The sequence below is a fragment of the Undibacterium parvum genome (genome assembly GCF_003955735.1).
Taxonomy (GTDB): Bacteria; Pseudomonadota; Gammaproteobacteria; order Burkholderiales; family Burkholderiaceae_D; genus Undibacterium; species Undibacterium parvum.
On the sequence record NZ_CP034464.1, the window covers coordinates 3,495,069 to 3,512,385 of the forward strand.

Below are 17,317 nucleotides of genomic sequence, written 5' to 3' on the forward strand. Positions count from 1 at the left end.
GCCTATGATCTTTATTCGTCGTGCTGAACTGTCCGATGCTGCTCAAATACAGAGAGTGTATGCGAGCAGCAATACCTATGCCGGGACTTTGCAATTGCCCTATCCCAGTGTGGAGATGTGGCAAGAGCGTCTGCGGCAAGTTGACGCGAATGATCTTGTTTTGATCGCCATGTATGACGGTGTGATCGTTGGCACTGGTGGTTTGCATGTGGAAAAAAAAATACGGCGGCGCCACGCTGCCAGCATAGGCATGGGTGTAGCAGATTCTTTTACTGGACGTGGTGTCGGATCTGCCTTGCTGGTCGAATTATTGAGCCTGGCCGACAATTGGCTCAATCTGTCACGCCTGGAATTGACGGTGTTTTGTGATAACGCTGCCGCGGTTCATTTGTATGGTAAGTTTGGCTTTGAGATTGAGGGTAAGCATCGCGGTTATGCCCTGCGTAATGGCGTGTATGTCGATGCATATGCGATGGCGCGCTTTCATCCGCATCCACCGGTGGTGCCGGAGAGTGGTTTGTGACGGGGCTTGCGGCCGAATTTAAGTTTTGTCCTGTGTGCGCTGTCGCATTAATACAACGTCAGGATGAGCAAGAGGCAGGACGGCTGAGGTTGGCTTGTCCAGAAGGACATTGGACGCATTGGGATAATCCCTTGCCAGTATTGGCCGCCTTGGTCGAAATCGATGGCAAAATTTTACTGGCCCGCAACGCTGCGTGGTCAGAAAAAACCTTCGCTTTAATCACCGGTTTCATGGAACGTGATGAGACGCCTGAACAGGGTATAGCGCGCGAATTAAAAGAAGAAACCAATCTTGACGCCGAGCATATTTCCTTGATCGGTGTCTATGAGTTCATGCGCAAAAATGAGCTCATCATCGCCTATCATGTAAGAGCTTCGGGCGAAATTCAGTTGTCAGAAGAATTGTTGGAATATCGCCTGATTGCGCCTGAAAACTTGCGTCCATGGGATGCGGGTACTGGGCATGCAGTTGCGGATTGGATGCGGTCGTGCGGCTTGCAACCAGTGTATGCAGCATGGGGAAGTAATTAATTGAAGAAATTGCTCTAGTTCACTATTTAAGTGCAAAAAGTGCGTGTAACCGTTGTTAATCTCCCATGGCTGCACTTTAAATTTGTTGCGATGCACCATGCAAGTGATTTTTTCCGGTAGAATTGGTTACAAGTTGTTACCCGAGTTTGTTTTATCCTATTTTTCTTACCACTGGAAAAATCATGCAATTCAATAAAGAGTTGGACGCACGCGGTCTAAATTGTCCTCTTCCAATTTTAAAAACGAAGAAGGCACTGGCTGATATGATCACTGGCGAAGTACTGCGCGTGGTTGCCACAGATCCTGGTTCGGTTCGAGATTTTAAAGCGTTCTCAAAACAAACTGGGAATGAGCTGCTATCGCACTTGGAAAATAGCAAAGAATATGAATATTTTATTAAACGTAAATAAAATATTGTTATTAGTCGTAAATTAAGTTGAGCCAAATTCTGCTGCAATGTAGTCTTAGTCTCAATAAAGAAGCCCTCAAGGATACTTGTAGGGCTTTTTTTTATGAGTTGAAGAAATTCTTTCTCTTGAAAGATGCTTTAATCGAGTATTAGGCAGCGTACTCTACTATCAATATAGCACTAAACGAACGATCGTGCTAAATTGTGCGACTAGAGTCCAATTTCGTTTTATAATTGATTGAGTTTACGTTTACGTCAATTAGTAGTTTTAGCAATATCTGTAGCACACTCATCATTTCTGTTTAAATAATAGCTCAATAAAGGCCTAACTATGAAAGTCTTGGTTCCAGTCAAACGTGTGGTCGACTATAACGTCAAAGTCCGCGTGAAATCCGATGGCTCAGGTGTTGATATCGCCAACGTTAAAATGTCGATGAATCCTTTCGATGAAATCGCTATCGAAGAATCCATGCGCCTGAAAGAAGCTGGTGTGGTTACTGAGGTGGTTGCAGTTTCATGTGGCGTTGCACAATGCCAGGAAACTTTGCGTACTGCAATGGCCATTGGTGCTGATCGCGGCATTCTGGTCGAAACTGATGTTGAGTTGCAGCCATTGGCCGTAGCGAAATTGCTCAAGGCATTAGCCGATAAAGAGCAGCCTCAATTGATTATTCTTGGAAAGCAAGCAATTGATGATGATTGCAATCAAACCGGTCAGATGTTGGCTGCTTTGTTGGGTTGGCCACAAGCCACTTTCGCATCCAAAGTGAGCATTGCAGACGGTAAGGCGATCGTTACCCGTGAAGTTGACGGTGGTTTAGAAACTTTAAGTTTGACGCTGCCAGCAATTATTACTACCGATTTGCGTTTGAATGAGCCACGTTATGTGACTTTGCCTAACATCATGAAGGCGAAGAAAAAGCAATTGGATAACGTTAAGCCTGCGGACTTGGGCGTCGATGTAACTTCCCGCGTTAAAACTTTGAAAGTGGTTGAGCCTGCTAAGCGCTCGGCTGGTATTAAAGTGCCTGACGTCGCAACCTTGGTTGCTAAGTTGCGCAACGAAGCCAAAGTTATCGCTTAATTATTGCGGTTTAGACTTTTTAAAATCTTAAGAATAATCCCGGCAGAAGATCTAAATTTTCTGCCGACTAAGTGGAAAACATCATGACTACACTCGTCATCGCTGAACACGACAACGCTAGCCTCAAAGGCAGCACTTTTAATACCATTACAGCTGCAACTCAATGCGGTGGTGATGTTCATGTAATGGTAGCAGGCCACAATGCGGCCGCGGCTGCACAAGCGGCATCGCAAATCGCAGGCGTCAGCAAGGTTTTGCTGGCAGAAGCTGCGTATTTTGCCGATGGTCTGGCAGAAAATATTGCTGAACAAGTTTTGGCGATTGCTTCCGCTTACAGTCATATTCTGGCCCCAGCTACTGCTTACGGTAAGAACATTTTGCCGCGGGTTGCTGCCAAGCTTGATGTTTCACAAATCTCGGAAATCACTAAAGTAGATTCTCCAGATACCTTCGAGCGTCCTATCTACGCTGGCAATGCGATCGCCACCGTTCAGTCTAGCGATGCAACCAAAGTAATTACTGTTCGTAGCACTGGTTTTGATGCTGCTGCGATTGGTGGTTCTGCTGCGGTGGAAAGCATTGCCGCAGTTGCGGATGTCGGTAAATCGACGTTCGTTTCACGCGAAGTTGCAAAATCGGATCGCCCTGAATTGACGGCAGCCAAAGTCATCGTTTCTGGTGGTCGTGGTATGGGCTCTGGCGAGGCGTTTAAATTGCTTGAGCCTTTGGCTGATAAGCTCGGTGCTGCAATGGGGGCATCCCGTGCCGCAGTTGATGCTGGCTATGTGCCGAACGATTGGCAAGTTGGGCAGACAGGTAAAATCGTCGCCCCAGCTTTGTATATCGCCGTTGGTATCTCAGGCGCGATTCAGCATTTGGCCGGTATGAAAGACTCGAAAACGATCGTTGCGATAAATAAAGATCCTGAAGCGCCGATTTTCTCGGTTGCTGACTACGGCATCGTTGGCGATCTGTTTGAAATCGTGCCACAACTGATTGCTGAGCTGGGTTAATTAGAATGCGGGGTGGATATCTTCATCTACTCTGTGACACTTAAGATGTAAATAGGACAGGATAGGCAGGTTTGTCGTGTAACTGGCAGAGTAATTTTGCAGTTCCGACCGGATCCTGATTATCCTGTCCTTTATTTTTTGGAGTTTAGTATGAGTTACGTCGCCCCTTTAAAAGACATGTTGTTTGTGATTAATGAGCTGGCTGGTTTGAGTGCAGTGAATGCCTTGCCAGGCTGTGAGGATGCTACGCCAGAGACGGTAGAGGCCGTGCTGGAAGAGAATGCCAAATTTACCGGTGAAGTGGTTGCTCCACTAAATTGGGTTGGCGATCAGGCACCAAGTTACTGGAAGGATGGCCAGGTATTCACGACCAAGGGCTTTAAAGAAGCCTTTAAGATGTTTGCTGAAGCTGGGTGGCAGGGTGTGCAGCATCCTGCGGAGTTTGGCGGTCAGGGCTTGCCTAAGCTGGTGGCAACACCTTGTATAGAAATGCTGAACTCGGCAAATATCTCCTTTGCTTTGTGTCCTTTATTGAGTGATGGCGCGATCGAGGCCTTGCTGACAGCTGGTAGTGACGCGCAAAAAGAGATTTATCTGGAAAAACTGATTTCTGGTCAATGGACCGGCAGTATGAATCTAACCGAGCCGCAGGCGGGCTCTGATCTGGCGATGGTGCGTAGTCGCGCCGTCCCAGAGGGTGATGGTACATATAAGGTGTTCGGCACGAAAATTTTCATCACTTACGGCGAGCATGACATGACGGACAATATTGTTCATCTGGTTCTGGCTCGTACTCCGGATGCGCCGGAGGGTGTGAAAGGTATCTCCCTGTTTATAGTGCCGAAGTTTTTGGTCAATGCTGATGGTTCATTGGGTTCGCGCAATGATGTTCACTGCGTCTCTATTGAGCATAAGCTAGGCATTAAGGCTAGTCCTACTGCTGTCTTGCAGTTTGGTGATAATGGAGGTGCGATCGGTACTTTGGTCGGTCAGGAAAATCGTGGTCTCGAGTACATGTTCATCATGATGAACGCTGCCCGTTTTGGCGTCGGTATGCAAGGTATAGGCGTTGCCGAGCGCGCCTATCAAAAGGCAGTTGGTTATGCTAAGGATCGCGTGCAGTCACGTGATTTGGCGGGATCTGCTGGTCCGGTAACGATTATTCATCACCCTGACGTACGTCGTATGTTGATGTCTATGCGCGCTCAGGTTGAGGGTGCACGTGCTTTGGCCTATGTCGCGGCCTCATTGAGTGATACAGCTCACCATCATGCCGATGATGCGACGCGTAAGCTCAGTCAGGCTTCGTACGAGTATTTGGTGCCTATCGTCAAAGGTTGGTCAACTGAGATGTCGCTGGACGTTACCTCTACTGGCGTGCAAGTGCATGGTGGCATGGGCTTCATTGAAGAAACCGGTGCGGCTCAGCATTATCGCGATGCGAAAATCCTCACAATCTACGAAGGTACTACTGCAATTCAGGCTAATGACCTGGTTGGTCGTAAGACTGCGCGTGATGCTGGTGCCACTGCAAAAGCTTTGATTGCCCAAGTGCGTGCTACTGAGACTGAGTTGGCGAATAGCGCATCGCCTGATTTGCAGGCTATTGGACGTCAGTTGGAAGTGGGTTCTGTGGCGCTGGAAGACGTGGTTGATTTCGTTGTGACCAATTTCAAAACCGATATTAAGGCGGTATTTGCTGGTAGCGTGCCTTACCTGAAGCTGGCTGGATTGGTCTTAGGTGGTTGGCAGATGGCGCGCGCAGCCTTAATCGCAGAGGCAAAGCTGCAAGCGGATGATGGCGATGCTAGTTTTTATAAGGCTAAAATCGCCACTGCACGTTTCTTCGCGGATCATTTGTTGTCCGCTGCGCATGGTCTGCGTTCTTCTATTGTCGATGGCAGCGCTGGCGTATTGGCGATGAGTGAAGATCAGTTCTGATTAAAAAATACAGCTAGCTTAATGAAAAATGGCACAAGGAAAGTTTTTCCTTGTGCCATTTTTTTATCAGATAAGCCTAAATGCTGAGGCAAACTCAGCCGTAAGCTCCTCCAGTGTATAAAAGGTCGAAACTACGCGCCAGAACGGCGATTAGTGCCATCGCGCCTATTCCCATGGTCAATACAAGGCTAACTGCTAGCGGCCAAGTGGTGTCGCTTTGCTGACCCGACTCCGGATTGTATTTTGCATCCCATTTTTCATCAGGCATCAAGCCTATTACTAAGGCTTCAAGTAAACTGGCCAAAAACGACAGCACAAAAGCGCTCATGGTTGCCAGTAGTGGTAAATTGAAGTAGTGCTGGCTCAAAATGAGTGCTAGCGGCAAACTCGCAAGATGTAGCCAAGCCCATTTATCCTTAGTGCCGCTGAGGTAAAAACGATGTACGCCCACGCTGCCAAGTGTGGATGCTAAAAATGAGGTAATTGCCTTGTTTTTATGTTTTTTTTGCATTGAAATATTCGAAGTGAATTGCTGGCCAAGATTTAGGCGGGGCGCTAGTGAAGAATTTTATAGGATATGCAGAAGTTTTATGCAGATATTGGACGTAAATATATGTTTATAGCGATATTTTTAGGCTCTTTTTCCTAGGGGATGCGTATTTTTTAAAAAATTTTGTTTTTTTGAGAGCTTAGTTTTCTATGCTGTAGGCTTGTATGTGTGGGTATTTTGGGAGTTTAACCACCATCTCAGTTGATGCTTGATGATAGTTCTTGCAGATATTGAGCGGGGCGCGTTATAATTTACGGCTTTTTCCGTCTTTAGACATTTTTTGGAAATATTATGGTCGTTATTCGTTTGGCTCGTGGTGGTGCAAAAAAGCGCCCTTTTTACAATATCGTTGCAACTGATTCCCGTAATCGTCGTGATGGTCGTTTTATTGAACGTATCGGTTTTTACAATCCGGTAGCAACTGGCAATGCTGAGACAGTACGTGTCGCAGCTGATCGCCTGGCATACTGGCAAGGCGTAGGCGCACAATTGTCGCCAGCTGTAGCTCGTTTGGTTGCTCAGTCTAACAAAGCAGCGGCTTAATCGCTTGTCTGTGATGTTGGCTGGAGGATTAGCTGGCGCTGTGGTGAGTGCAAGTGCTCCTGAAGATTTAGTCTTAGTTGGCTATATCTCGGGGGCATTTGGTCTTCAAGGGTGGGTAAAAGTTAGACCTTATTCATCTACCGCAGACGCAGTGTTATCTGCTAAGACTTGGTGGTTAGAAAGTCCGCAGCAACCTCAATTGCGCGATATTCAACGCTTGGAATGTAAAATTCACGGCGAGGATGTGGTCGCAAGATTGAGTGGTGTCGCAGATAGAAATGCCGCTGAAGCCTTAAAAGGTACGACGGTCAAGATTTCCCGTAGTCATTTTCCGGTCTTGCCGGAAGGTGAGTTTTACTGGCTGGATCTGATTGGTTTGTCGGTCGAAAACCTACAAGACGAAAGTCTGGGCGTGGTGAGAGACTTGATGGACAACGGTGCACATCCTATTTTACGTGTCGCGCAAGCCGATGTTCCCGAAAGTGAACTGGCTAAGCACGAGCGTCTGATTCCCTTTGTCGATAATTTCGTCAAGGATGTGGATCAGGTCGCACGTAAGGTAACGGTAGACTGGGGTTTGGATTATTAGTGAATGGCTTCAAGGGCCAAGTTTTATGAAATCAGCATGCTATGCAATTTGATGTCGTAACACTGTTCCCCGAAATGTTCACTGCCCTGACTCAGTCTGGCGTAACGCGACGTGCGTTCGAGCAAAAAAAATGTGAGTTGGCCTTGTGGAATCCACGCGATTACACGACCGACAAACATCGTACCGTGGATGACAGGCCGTATGGCGGTGGTCCTGGTATGGTGATGTTAGGTAAGCCCTTGCAATCAGCTATTTTTGCGGCAAAAGAAAGGCAGGCGCAGTTGGGTAAAACCCCGCCGCGCGTCATCTATCTTTCGCCGCAGGGTGGCGCTCTGACGCATCATCGAGTAATGGATTTGTCGCGACAATCGGGTTTGGTTTTACTGTGCGGACGTTACGAAGCAGTAGATCAACGTTTGCTTGATCACTATGTCGATGAAGAAATCAGCTTAGGCGATTTCGTTCTATCTGGTGGTGAGTTGCCTGCAATGGCTTTGATGGATTCAGTGATACGTCAGTTACCTGGTGTTTTGCATGATGAAGACTCCGCGATACAGGATAGTTTTGTGAATGGTCTTTTGGACTGTCCGCATTACACTCGTCCAGAAATTTTTGAAGACTTGAGTGTACCTGCTGTATTGATGGGGGGAAATCATGCTGAAATTGAAAAATGGCGGCGACAACGCTCTCTTCAGACTAGCCAGCAAAAGCGTCCGGACCTGATACTTCAGGCACGCGCTGCTGGCTTGCTTAGCAAGGCAGATGAAAAGTTTTTAAGTAGTTTGTAGTAAGCATCAAAGCTTAGGCTTTGCTGTAAAAGAGCGAACCTTGGTTCGCATGTTAAACCCCATCCTCTACTGAGCTAGCTCGTATTGGCGTCAGCAAGATGGTATTCGGAGTAATAAAAATGGATTTAATCCAAATATTAGAGGCAGAAGAAATTGCTCGCCTCAACAAAAGCATCCCTGATTTCGCACCTGGCGACACAGTTATCGTTGGCGTTAACGTAGTTGAAGGTACACGCAAGCGTACCCAGGCTTACGAAGGCGTTGTGATTTCTCGTCGTAACCGTGGTTTGAATTCAAACTTCATCGTTCGTAAAGTTTCATCTGGCGAAGGCGTTGAGCGTACATTCCAATTGTATTCTCCGTTGATCGCTTCGATTGAAGTTAAGCGTCGCGGTGACGTTCGTCGCGCTAAGTTGTACTACTTGCGTGAACGTTCAGGCAAATCTGCTCGTATCAAAGAGAAATTGCCAACCCGCAAAACAGCAGCGCCAAAAGCATAGTAGTATTTGCTTGGTATGTTGGAAAAAGGGATGCCAATGGCGTCCCTTTTTTATTTTAAGTAATCAAAAGAAGGTGAACGCGTGAAGCTGGCATTTAATCCGGAGCAACTGCCTGTCATTTCGGTCGCTGGTGAAACCGCAGTGCCAGCCTCGCGGCTGACTGCGCAGGCACTGCGACAACGCTTCGCGGCTGCGCCAACGTGGGTACCAGAGGTCACCGATGAATATTTGCTGTCTGGCGTCACTCGCTTTAAACCAGCCTCGGTTCTGATTCCCTTAGTCATGCGGGAACAGGGCTTGACCTTGCTGTTGACGCATAGAGCCGCGCATTTGCAAAACCATGCGGGGCAGATTAGCTTTCCAGGTGGACGCTATGAAGAGTCCGACCATTCGGCAATAGAAACCGCTTTGCGCGAGACACAAGAAGAAATTGGCTTAGATAGACGGCATGTCGATGTGCTTGGGGTATTGCCACAATATCGTACCGCTACCGGCTACGAGATTACGCCTGTGGTGTCCTTACTACAGCCACCGTTTGAATTAGTGGCCGATCCCTTAGAGGTGGCTTCGATTTTCGAAGTACCGCTATCATTCTTAATGGATGGACAGAACCATCAACGCCGGCTGCTGGTCTTAAACGAAAAAGATAGGCGAATTTTTTATGCGATGCCGTATCAGCAGCACTTCATCTGGGGTGCGACGGCTGGCATGTTACGTAATCTTTTTCATCTGCTGCGCAGCTAATTGCTCGCAGTCGCAGCAGTATCCTAGAAACACTTGACGAACAGGCTTCATAATCTTGGCAAATCAGTTTACACTTGCCGCAGATACAAAACCATTTCAAGCTGGCAACGATTGAACACGACAACATCATGACTTTTATTTCTATACTTTGCGCTCTGCTGATTGAACAATTGAAACCTTTGCGGGTGGATAATCCGGTGTATTTGTTGATCCAAAATTTGGCCGCAAAAATAGAGGGCTGGTGCAATGCCGGTAAAGAATCGGATGGTCGCATGGGCTGGTGGATATTGGTGGCGCTACTAACAGTGCCAACTGCCTTAATCTATTGGGTCTGCGTGCAACTCAATCCGATTGCGGCATTGGTTTGGAATGTTCTGATTGTCTACATGACGCTGGGATTTCGGCGTTATAGCCATTATTTCACTTCAATACAGCAGGCCTTGAGTGCTGGTGATGAGGCCGCAGCTCGCGTGTTTTTGGCAGAGTGGACCAATATCGATACCACCGGTATGGAAGTGTCGGAAATTTCTCGCTTGACGGTAGAGCGCGCTCTGGTGGGCTCGCACCGCAATGTTTTTGGCGTATTTTTTTGGTTCCTGATGCCGGTAGGCCCCGCCTGTGCGGTGATGTATCGAGTCGCTGAATTCTTGTCCAGAGAATGGAATGAGCCTGAACACATGCAAAACGAAGCCTTCGGAGCGTATGCGAATAAGATATTTTTCTATATCGACTGGATTCCGGCGCGCTTAACTGCGGTGGCTTTCGCGGTGGTCGGGAATTTTGAAGATGCGGTGTATTCATGGCGCAACTACGCCGATCGCTGGCCGAATGAATTGATAGGTATTATTTTGGCGGCTGGCGGTGGTGCACTCGGGGTGCGTTTAGGAGAGCCAGAAACCAAGGCTTTGCGTTTGTCTGCGGATGCCAGTGCAGTCGATGTGGATAGTCTGGATTTGGAAAGCCAACCGGGTGTCGAGGCGACCCCGCGTTCTTTGCAAAGCGTAGTCGGTCTAGTCTGGCGTGCTTTGTTGTTGTGGATGTTGCTCTTGCTCTTGCTGGTGTTTTTTCGCATGGCTGTGATGTAAATCTAAACTTAGTAAGAGGGCGGGTATTAACTCGCCTTTTTCGCATTAAGCAAATAGCGCTTGATTAGCCTGAGCCTTAGCCTCAGCACTAGCGGGTGCTAAAGCTAGCAAAGCCTTCGGCTGTTGGTCGACTTAGCAATACCTTCCCCTCCCTCAGATACCCACTGTTTTGACTTTAACTAAGCTCGAACGGCTGCTTTTGAGCGCCTTAAAATTTCTTTTATCTGTTTTCGCGAATAAACATTGTTAAAACTTCACTGTCAGCTTATATTTGAGTTAATAGCAAATATAACAATTACTTTATATGCTGAAAGAAATCACCGACAATCTCTGGCATCTCGAACATCACTTTAGCTTAAGAGGTGTGCCGTACTCTTCCCGCATGACGGTGGTGCGTTTAAATGATGGCCGACTTTGTCTGCATTCTCCTGTGCCGATTAGCAGCGCGGTAGAAGAGCATCTCAGACAATTGGGCGTGGTTAGTTTCATCCTGGCACCAAGTAAAAAACATCATCGATTTGTAGCAGAATGTGCCGCTCTTTTTCCTGAGGCGGCAGTCTTCGGTGCGCCTGGTTTGATGCAAAAACGCGAGGACATCGCTGGTTTGCAGGAAATTCCTAGTACCAGCAATCCGGCCTGGTGGCCTGAATTAGAGTGCTTTTTGTTTAATGGCATTCCCTCCATGAACGAGATGGTTTGGTTTCATCGTGCCTCCGCTACCTTGATTTTGTCGGATCTCTGCCAATGGTGGCGTGGCGAGCTACCTTTTCTGGCGCGATGTTACGCCAGTTTGAATGGGGTACGTAAGCAAATGGCGGTGCCAAATACCGTGCAAATGAGTATCCACGATCATTTTGCCGCCCGCCTTAGTGCTGAACGCATTCTTCAATGGCCATACAGGCGTGTGATTACTGCCCACAACGTGATACTAGAGAATCATGATGTCCGCAAACTAGGGCAGGCCTTAGCCAGTTTTAGAAGAAATTAAGTGCGCGGCACGGTAAGCGTTTGCGCCTACCTAATTTTTTGAGATGGACTGATAAATTAAAAATGGCATACGACGCTTGCCCAATATCCATGCGGGTTTCAAGCACTATGCCGCCAGCGAGCGCATGGGTATTCCGTGTTGGGCTGCCGATTTTTATTTTTGCTGAGAGTACTGGCTAAGCACATGTCAAGCGCAATTGTTTTGGGGATGGTATTGCGAGAACTTTGTGATTCTAGGATACTTTGACTGCAATCACTATCCAGGTACGGCGCGCAGCAACATTTTTGCTCCTGCTTTCATCCGCATAAAATGTAGGGCTGCTGTAAATGATGATGCCTTTGAGATGAATTTCTGCAATTAAAAGCTAAAGGTGCTGAATGCTGGGAACAGGAATGTCGAAGACGATCAAGGCGGTTTTTAGACCCTTAGTCTGGCTAAAAGAGGTCTTGGCTTGGCGTTGGCAACATCTGTATCGCCTCAGTTCCTATCAGCTTACTTACTGGCATAGGCGCAGACTGCGCAATACTGTGTTTATCGGCGTCACTGGTAGTGCCGGCAAGACCACCACCAAAGATTTAATCGCCAGTATTTTGCAGGCCCATCTACTGCAGGGCACAAAAAATCCCGACTCTTTGAATTTTCCTGAGGACATGGTGAAGGTCTTGTTGGCGACCCGAAAGCGCGATGCCTATTGTGTCATGGAGATCTCTGCTCATGCCGGACCAGGTGGGCTGGATTTACCACTGGCCCTGATTAAGCCTCAGCTTGGGGTAGTCACAAATATTGGCTCTGATCATCTGACGCTATACCAAAGCCGCCAGGCCATTGCGGACGAGAAGGCCAGATTAATCCGTGCCTTGCCAGCCGATGGCGTGGCCATCTTAAACGCCGATGACCCTTTGGTCTGGGCCATGCGCAGCCAATTTTCTGGACGCGTACTGAGTTTTGGCCTGAGTGAGCATGCCATGCTCAGAGCTGAGGCCATCAGCTCAGTCTGGCCAGCACGACTGACGCTGAATGTTCGGTGGGAGGAGCAAAGCGTGCAGGTTAACACCCAGCTGTGCGGTAGCCATTGGGCTCCCACCGTGTTAGCCGCACTCGCTACTGGCATTGCGCTCGGCGTGCCGCTGCCGCTCGCGACTCAGGCATTGGCGGCGACCGAGCCCTTCGAGGGACGGATGGCACCGCTACAGATCAAGGGCATAGATTTCATCCGCGATGATTGGAAGGCGCCACTTTCTACTGTCGCGCCGGCTTTTGAATTCATGCATGCCGCAATTGCGCACCGCAAGATTATTGTGATAGGCACGATTTCTGATTACACCGGCGATTCTAGCAAGCGCTATGTGGACATTGCCAAAGCCGCCTTGGCGATTGCCGCTTGCGTACTGTTTATCGGTCCGCGCGCCTCGGCCGCCTTGCGCGCCAAGCGTAGTGTCGACGACGCCTTGTTTGCGTTCCCCTCTATACGTGATGCTGCGAGTTTTTTGAGCTGCTACTTAAAAGCGGGGGATCTGGTATTACTGAAGGGCTCGCATAAAGCCGATCACCTGCAAAGACTGCTGATCGCCTTGCAAGGTGATTTGCAATGCTGGCGCGCTGATTGCGGGTTGATGCGCTCATGTTTAAGCTGTCAATATTTGCATGTGGCGTCGGGGCCAAAGGCCGCTTTTGAGAGCAAGCCTGTCGCCGTCAATGACAGTGTTTCCAAGCATGTGCAGCCGCTTCGCTACAAGACTGATATGCAGACAGTCAGCGTCATAGGTTTAGGAAATCCGCAGCCGCATTTGGCTGATACGCCACACAATGTCGGATATCGCACGTTAGAGTTGATGGCGCAGCAGCATGGCTGGGAATGGCAAGTCGGATACGCCCAGACCCTGATTGCGAATGGTGAGCTACTAGGCCGACCGGTGCGCTTGATCAAACTTGCTTGTCCTATGAATGAAGTAGGTCCCTTACTGCGCGCTTGGAGCACCGGCAGTGATTTCAGCGTTGCGCATAGCATCATCGTGCACGATGATTTGGCGCTGCCTTTTGCCGAAGTGAAGGCTAAGCTACGCGGTGGTGACGGCGGTCATCGCGGCGTGCGCTCTATCTTGCAGAGTTTTCAGGACGATCATTTTTTAAGAGTGAAAATTGGAGTAGGACAGCGCGATCAAAATATGCCGCTGGCCGATTACGTACTGACACCGTTTTCGCCAGCGCAACAAGCGCAAATACTGACAGCACAGGCAGTAGCCGTACAGCGGGTGCTAGAGTTGATACGCAATCTGAATGCGGCTCAATCTAAAACAAAAAACGGGGATGCGCATGCCGCAAGTTCTTGCCAGCTCAGCTAAAACGCTACTCCTGACTAGCCTAAAGCGGGTGCAACAGGCGCTGGGCTGGCGCGCGCGATCGGTGTATGAGTATGGCTTGCACAGTCTGACGCGTTGGCATCGCAAGCAGCTTAAAAACACCATTTTTATCGGCATTACCGGTAGCGCCGGAAAAACCACTACCAAGGACTTGATCGCAGGCATCCTGAGTGCTCATTTTTCCGACGGTAATCAGACCAAAGGGACGCTCAATACTTCTGAATATACCCCGCTGACTATCTTGGGAACTAGTCGCCGTGATGCTTTTTGTGTGGTTGAAATTTCTGGGCATAGACCGCGTGAAATGGATCTGCCCTTATCCTTGGTGCAGCCTACGGTGGGTGTCGTGACGAATATCGGTTTTGACCATATTTCCGCATTCAAAACCCGCGAGGCGATCGCTTTAGAGAAGAGTAAGTTGATACGCGCACTAGGTCCGCAAGGGATCGCGGTCTTGAATGCCGATGATGCTTTGGTGATGCAAATGGCTGAGTTTTGTGCGGGGCGGGTGGTGAGTTTTGGCCTCGCTGCTAGCGCCAACCTGAGAGCCGAACAAATACTCTCGGTCTGGCCGGCGCGACTCTCGCTTAAAGTCAGTTGGGCAGGTGAAAGTGCGATGGTGCATACGCAATTGTGCGGCGAGCATTGGGCGCCCTCAGTATTGGCAGCGCTCGCCACGGGGCTTGCCTTGGGTGTGCCTCTGGCGACGGCGGTGGCGGCAATCGCCCAAGTCGCTCCGTTCGAAGGGCGCATGCAAGCGGTGCTCGTCAATGACATCAGCTTCATTCGGGATGATTGGAAGGCGCCATTTGCCAGCATCGCTCCAGCCTGTGATTTTATACGAGAGGCTAAAGCAGCCCGCAAGATCATCGTGATAGGCACTATCTCAGATTATGTAGGGCATAGCGGTCTACGGTATGTAGAAACCGCCAGACTCGCCTTGGCCAGCGCCGATTGCGTGCTGTTTGTTGGCCCGAATGCCTCGGCTGCTTTACGCGCAAAAAAATCGTCTGAGGATCAATTGTTCGCGTTCCCCGTGATACAAGACGCTTCCAATTTTCTGGCGGCTTATTTAAAAGCAGGCGACCTGGTGTTGTTGAAGGGTTCGGCCAACGCCGATCATTTGCAACGCTTGCTACTTGCACGGACTTCAGTTGTGCAATGTTGGCGCTCAGACTGTCATCTGAATCAGTTTTGCCTAGAGTGTCCAGCGCTCTACCAATCGGTACAAGCACAGCCTAAGAAAATGCTGAATACCAAGACCAATTCGGAGTTTGAAGCAGAGACAAAAACAGGGCGCAATTCGGCCAACTTCAGCTTAGACCGCATAAGGATCAGCGCTGCCACCACGATAGTGCTAGGTTTGGGAAATCCCGATTTAAGTCTGCGCGATACGCCGCATAATGTCGGTTACTGCGCGCTTGATGTTTTGGCACTAGAGTTGCAAGCAGGCGCGCAAGCTGGGCCGGTGCCAGAATGGCAAAGCGGCGCCGATGGCGCGGACTTAGCCAGTTTTATGTTGGGTGAATTAAACGGTGCACCAGTTTGTTTATTGAAACTAGCTTGTCCTATGAATTTAATAGGCCCGCAACTATTCAAGCTCTCAAATGAACTGGGTTTTCAGCCTGCGCAATGTATCTTGTTGCATGATGATCTTGATTTACCCTTGGGGGTCACGCGTATCCGCTTACGCGGTAGCGACGGCGGCCATAAGGGCGTGCGATCGATACTGCAGGCGTTTCAGGATGATCAATTCAGGCGTGTCAAAATTGGGGTCGGTAAGGGGGCGGCGGGTCAGACTGTGGCTGATTACGTATTGACAGCATTTGGCGTCGAACAGCAGGCACTGGTGGCGCAACTTATGCGCGATGCGGCCGATAAAGTGATCGAATTACTGCAGAAAAAGCTCCGGCAAAATAGCGTCGCGACGATGCCAGAATAGCCACTCCCTTTACTAAAGTTGAATATCAGCTATAGTGCCTAGGGTGGATTGCCGATCAAACAGGGTAGAGGTTGTGGTTTTTATTGGCTAAAGTAGGAAGTTTTTTTGCTGAAAACCGACAACAATTTCAGGCTTAGAATCGTACAAAAAACCTCAAAAATGAGATTTAAAATGCGATGGATATAGAATTTTGATCATTTTCAAAAGGCTTTTTACTTATTTTTGTTGCTTATAGCTTAAACAGTTTTGTGTTTAAATTAAGTGATCAAGACCCAACGCTGGTATATCTGAGATCGAGTTTTGTGTCGAGTCTTCTATAAGATATAATACTCATGTTGTTTGAAAGCTTGGTGCAAGGTTTATCGACCATAATGCTTGCCAAGTTAGTCTTTTCCCGAAGTGAGAGCACGCCGATCACATGGCCGATTCCATCAAAAATGTTTCCATCGCTAAGCGCGAGTTTTTCATTCACGGTCTTACCAGTGATGGCAAACAATTTCGTCCCAGCGATTGGGCCGAACGTCTGTGCGGTGCCATGTCATGTTTTCGCCCGGATGCCGGTCGCAACGCCCACTTGTTGTATTCCCCTTATGTGCGCCCCATCTTGCTCAACGGAGTACGCTCTGTGGTGGTGGATGAGGCGATCCGAGAGATCGAGCCTTTGGCCTATCATTTTGTCTTGAGTTTCGCGAAAGACAACGACCTGCAAATCATCGAAGCCTGTCTGTTGCCAGATGCTGCCGATAAATCTGCTGCAAAATAATTAAAGACTGCATAAAAAAGCTTGCGAGACTTGCTGACGTAGCCAGCGGTTGGCCGGGTCATTCTCTACATTCTGATGCCAATACATATACACATCCCAAGACGGCATAGGTAGCGGTAAGGGCAAAATCTGATTGCCAAATTGTTCATTGGCGATACGGGCATAGCCTTCCGGCATGGTCAACAGCATATCGGTCTGGCTAATCACTCTGCACGCGGCATAATAATGCTGGCAGCGTAGGCGTATGCGACGCTGCAAACCGAGCCGACTTAACTCAAAATCTTCTAATCCCATGCCTTTTCGACGCGAACTGGCCAGTACGTGTTCGGCGTTCAGGTAGGTATCCAAATCCAGCTTGCCCTGAATTAGGGGATGGCCACTGCGCACCAGTACTACCGTATCGTCCTGCTTCATCTTTTGGCGGCGTATCTCATTTGGCAGTGGCAGCAACATGTCGATCGCCAGATCGAGCGTGCCGGCTGCCAATTCATTGAGCAATTCACGTCTTTCAACCTGGATCGCGGCTAGATTTACCAGCGGTGCTTGCCCGCAGATGTTGTGCAGTAGCGGCGGCAGCACGGTAGATTCCAGTACATCACGCAGCGCCAGATTAAATTGATTAGTGGCCGACAGGGCATCAAATTTCCCGGCGTCGCTCAGCGTCACTTCTAAGCCGCGCAGGGCCAGCCTGACAGGTTCTATGATATTGCGCGCCAGCGGCGTGGACACCATGGCATGACCTTGCCTGATGAACAGGGCATCGTCAAAGACCAAGCGCAGGCGCGCCAGTGCATGACTGATGGCTGGCTGGGTAAGATGCAGCTTCTGGCTGGCACGGGTGACGCTGCCTTCACTGTAAATGGCATCAAACACCGTGAATAGATTTAGATCGACTTTGGATATATGCATAGAACTAATGGAAGTTGATAATAACTATTCATTTGATCAATTATAGCCTGCGCTTT

The 17,317-nt window shown here is 48.9% G+C and carries 18 protein-coding genes; 16 read left to right on the top strand and 2 right to left on the bottom strand.

Translation table 11 applies throughout. The annotated features are described in order from the left end of the window. Positions 1-4: 4 nt before the first annotated feature. The 6 genes from EJN92_RS15300 (at position 5) to EJN92_RS15325 (ending at position 5,500) form a co-directional block, all read left to right on the top strand. Positions 5-523: a GNAT family N-acetyltransferase gene (locus tag EJN92_RS15300; protein WP_126128617.1), complete on the top strand. Its 519-nt coding sequence runs from the start codon at positions 5-7 to the stop codon at positions 521-523. A 32-nt stretch (positions 524-555) separates the two neighbouring features. Beyond that, on the top strand, positions 556-1,053 hold the full coding sequence (locus EJN92_RS15305) for an NUDIX domain-containing protein (RefSeq protein ID WP_194074941.1): 498 nt from the start codon (positions 556-558) through the stop codon (positions 1,051-1,053). Positions 1,054-1,235: 182 nt separating this feature from the next. Then, the gene (locus EJN92_RS15310) at positions 1,236-1,463 is read left to right on the top strand and encodes a sulfurtransferase TusA family protein (protein ID WP_126128619.1); all 228 of its coding nucleotides are present in this window, start codon (positions 1,236-1,238) and stop codon (positions 1,461-1,463) included. A 330-nt stretch (positions 1,464-1,793) separates the two neighbouring features. After that, positions 1,794-2,546: an electron transfer flavoprotein subunit beta/FixA family protein gene (locus EJN92_RS15315; RefSeq protein ID WP_126128620.1), complete on the top strand. Its 753-nt coding sequence runs from the start codon at positions 1,794-1,796 to the stop codon at positions 2,544-2,546. 83 nt (positions 2,547-2,629) lie between these two features. Then, the gene (locus tag EJN92_RS15320) at positions 2,630-3,559 is read left to right on the top strand and encodes an electron transfer flavoprotein subunit alpha/FixB family protein (RefSeq protein WP_126128621.1); all 930 of its coding nucleotides are present in this window, start codon (positions 2,630-2,632) and stop codon (positions 3,557-3,559) included. A gap of 150 nt (positions 3,560-3,709) precedes the next feature. Continuing rightward, positions 3,710-5,500, top strand: a complete 1,791-nt coding sequence (locus tag EJN92_RS15325) for an acyl-CoA dehydrogenase (protein WP_126128622.1) — start codon at positions 3,710-3,712, stop codon at positions 5,498-5,500. Positions 5,501-5,594: 94 nt separating this feature from the next. Here the strand turns inward: EJN92_RS15325 and EJN92_RS15330 are convergent, their stop codons facing one another. Next, the gene (locus EJN92_RS15330) at positions 5,595-6,011 is read right to left on the bottom strand and encodes an NINE protein (RefSeq protein ID WP_126128623.1); all 417 of its coding nucleotides are present in this window, start codon (positions 6,009-6,011) and stop codon (positions 5,595-5,597) included. A 330-nt stretch (positions 6,012-6,341) separates the two neighbouring features. Between EJN92_RS15330 and rpsP the strand changes: the two genes are divergently transcribed. The 10 genes from rpsP (at position 6,342) to EJN92_RS15380 (ending at position 16,352) form a co-directional block, all read left to right on the top strand. Continuing rightward, positions 6,342-6,593 carry a 30S ribosomal protein S16 gene (gene rpsP / locus EJN92_RS15335; RefSeq protein WP_126128624.1) on the top strand — a complete coding sequence of 84 codons (252 nt, stop codon included), beginning with the start codon at positions 6,342-6,344 and terminating at the stop codon, positions 6,591-6,593. Positions 6,594-6,606: 13 nt separating this feature from the next. Then, complete coding sequence (gene rimM, locus EJN92_RS15340) at positions 6,607-7,182, top strand: ribosome maturation factor RimM (RefSeq protein WP_126129962.1); 576 nt, start codon at positions 6,607-6,609, stop codon at positions 7,180-7,182. A gap of 41 nt (positions 7,183-7,223) precedes the next feature. Beyond that, complete coding sequence (trmD, locus tag EJN92_RS15345) at positions 7,224-7,970, top strand: tRNA (guanosine(37)-N1)-methyltransferase TrmD (RefSeq protein WP_126128625.1); 747 nt, start codon at positions 7,224-7,226, stop codon at positions 7,968-7,970. Between the two features lie 119 nt (positions 7,971-8,089). After that, positions 8,090-8,470, top strand: a complete 381-nt coding sequence (gene rplS, locus EJN92_RS15350) for a 50S ribosomal protein L19 (RefSeq protein WP_126128626.1) — start codon at positions 8,090-8,092, stop codon at positions 8,468-8,470. Positions 8,471-8,551: 81 nt separating this feature from the next. Continuing rightward, positions 8,552-9,214, top strand: coding sequence for a CoA pyrophosphatase (locus tag EJN92_RS15355; RefSeq protein ID WP_126128627.1), 663 nt, complete (start codon positions 8,552-8,554; stop codon positions 9,212-9,214). A gap of 128 nt (positions 9,215-9,342) precedes the next feature. Further along, positions 9,343-10,299 (top strand): CobD/CbiB family protein, encoded by a 957-nt coding sequence (locus EJN92_RS15360; RefSeq protein WP_126128628.1) that lies wholly within the window; start codon positions 9,343-9,345, stop codon positions 10,297-10,299. A gap of 304 nt (positions 10,300-10,603) precedes the next feature. Then, positions 10,604-11,287 carry a DUF4336 domain-containing protein gene (locus tag EJN92_RS15365; protein ID WP_126128629.1) on the top strand — a complete coding sequence of 228 codons (684 nt, stop codon included), beginning with the start codon at positions 10,604-10,606 and terminating at the stop codon, positions 11,285-11,287. Between the two features lie 392 nt (positions 11,288-11,679). After that, a complete protein-coding gene (gene pth, locus EJN92_RS15370; RefSeq protein WP_170174909.1) occupies positions 11,680-13,629 on the top strand; it encodes an aminoacyl-tRNA hydrolase in 1,950 nt (649 codons plus the stop codon). Next, positions 13,601-15,589, top strand: coding sequence for an aminoacyl-tRNA hydrolase (gene pth / locus EJN92_RS15375; protein ID WP_227869569.1), 1,989 nt, complete (start codon positions 13,601-13,603; stop codon positions 15,587-15,589). The genes pth (EJN92_RS15370) and pth (EJN92_RS15375) overlap by 29 nt, the downstream gene beginning before the upstream one ends. A gap of 418 nt (positions 15,590-16,007) precedes the next feature. After that, the gene (locus EJN92_RS15380) at positions 16,008-16,352 is read left to right on the top strand and encodes a DUF3579 domain-containing protein (protein WP_126128632.1); all 345 of its coding nucleotides are present in this window, start codon (positions 16,008-16,010) and stop codon (positions 16,350-16,352) included. Here EJN92_RS15380 and EJN92_RS15385 read toward each other — a convergent pair whose 3' ends face one another. Further along, the gene (locus EJN92_RS15385; RefSeq protein ID WP_126128633.1) at positions 16,353-17,261 is read right to left on the bottom strand and encodes a LysR family transcriptional regulator; all 909 of its coding nucleotides are present in this window, start codon (positions 17,259-17,261) and stop codon (positions 16,353-16,355) included. Between the last annotated feature and the right edge of the window lie 56 nt (positions 17,262-17,317).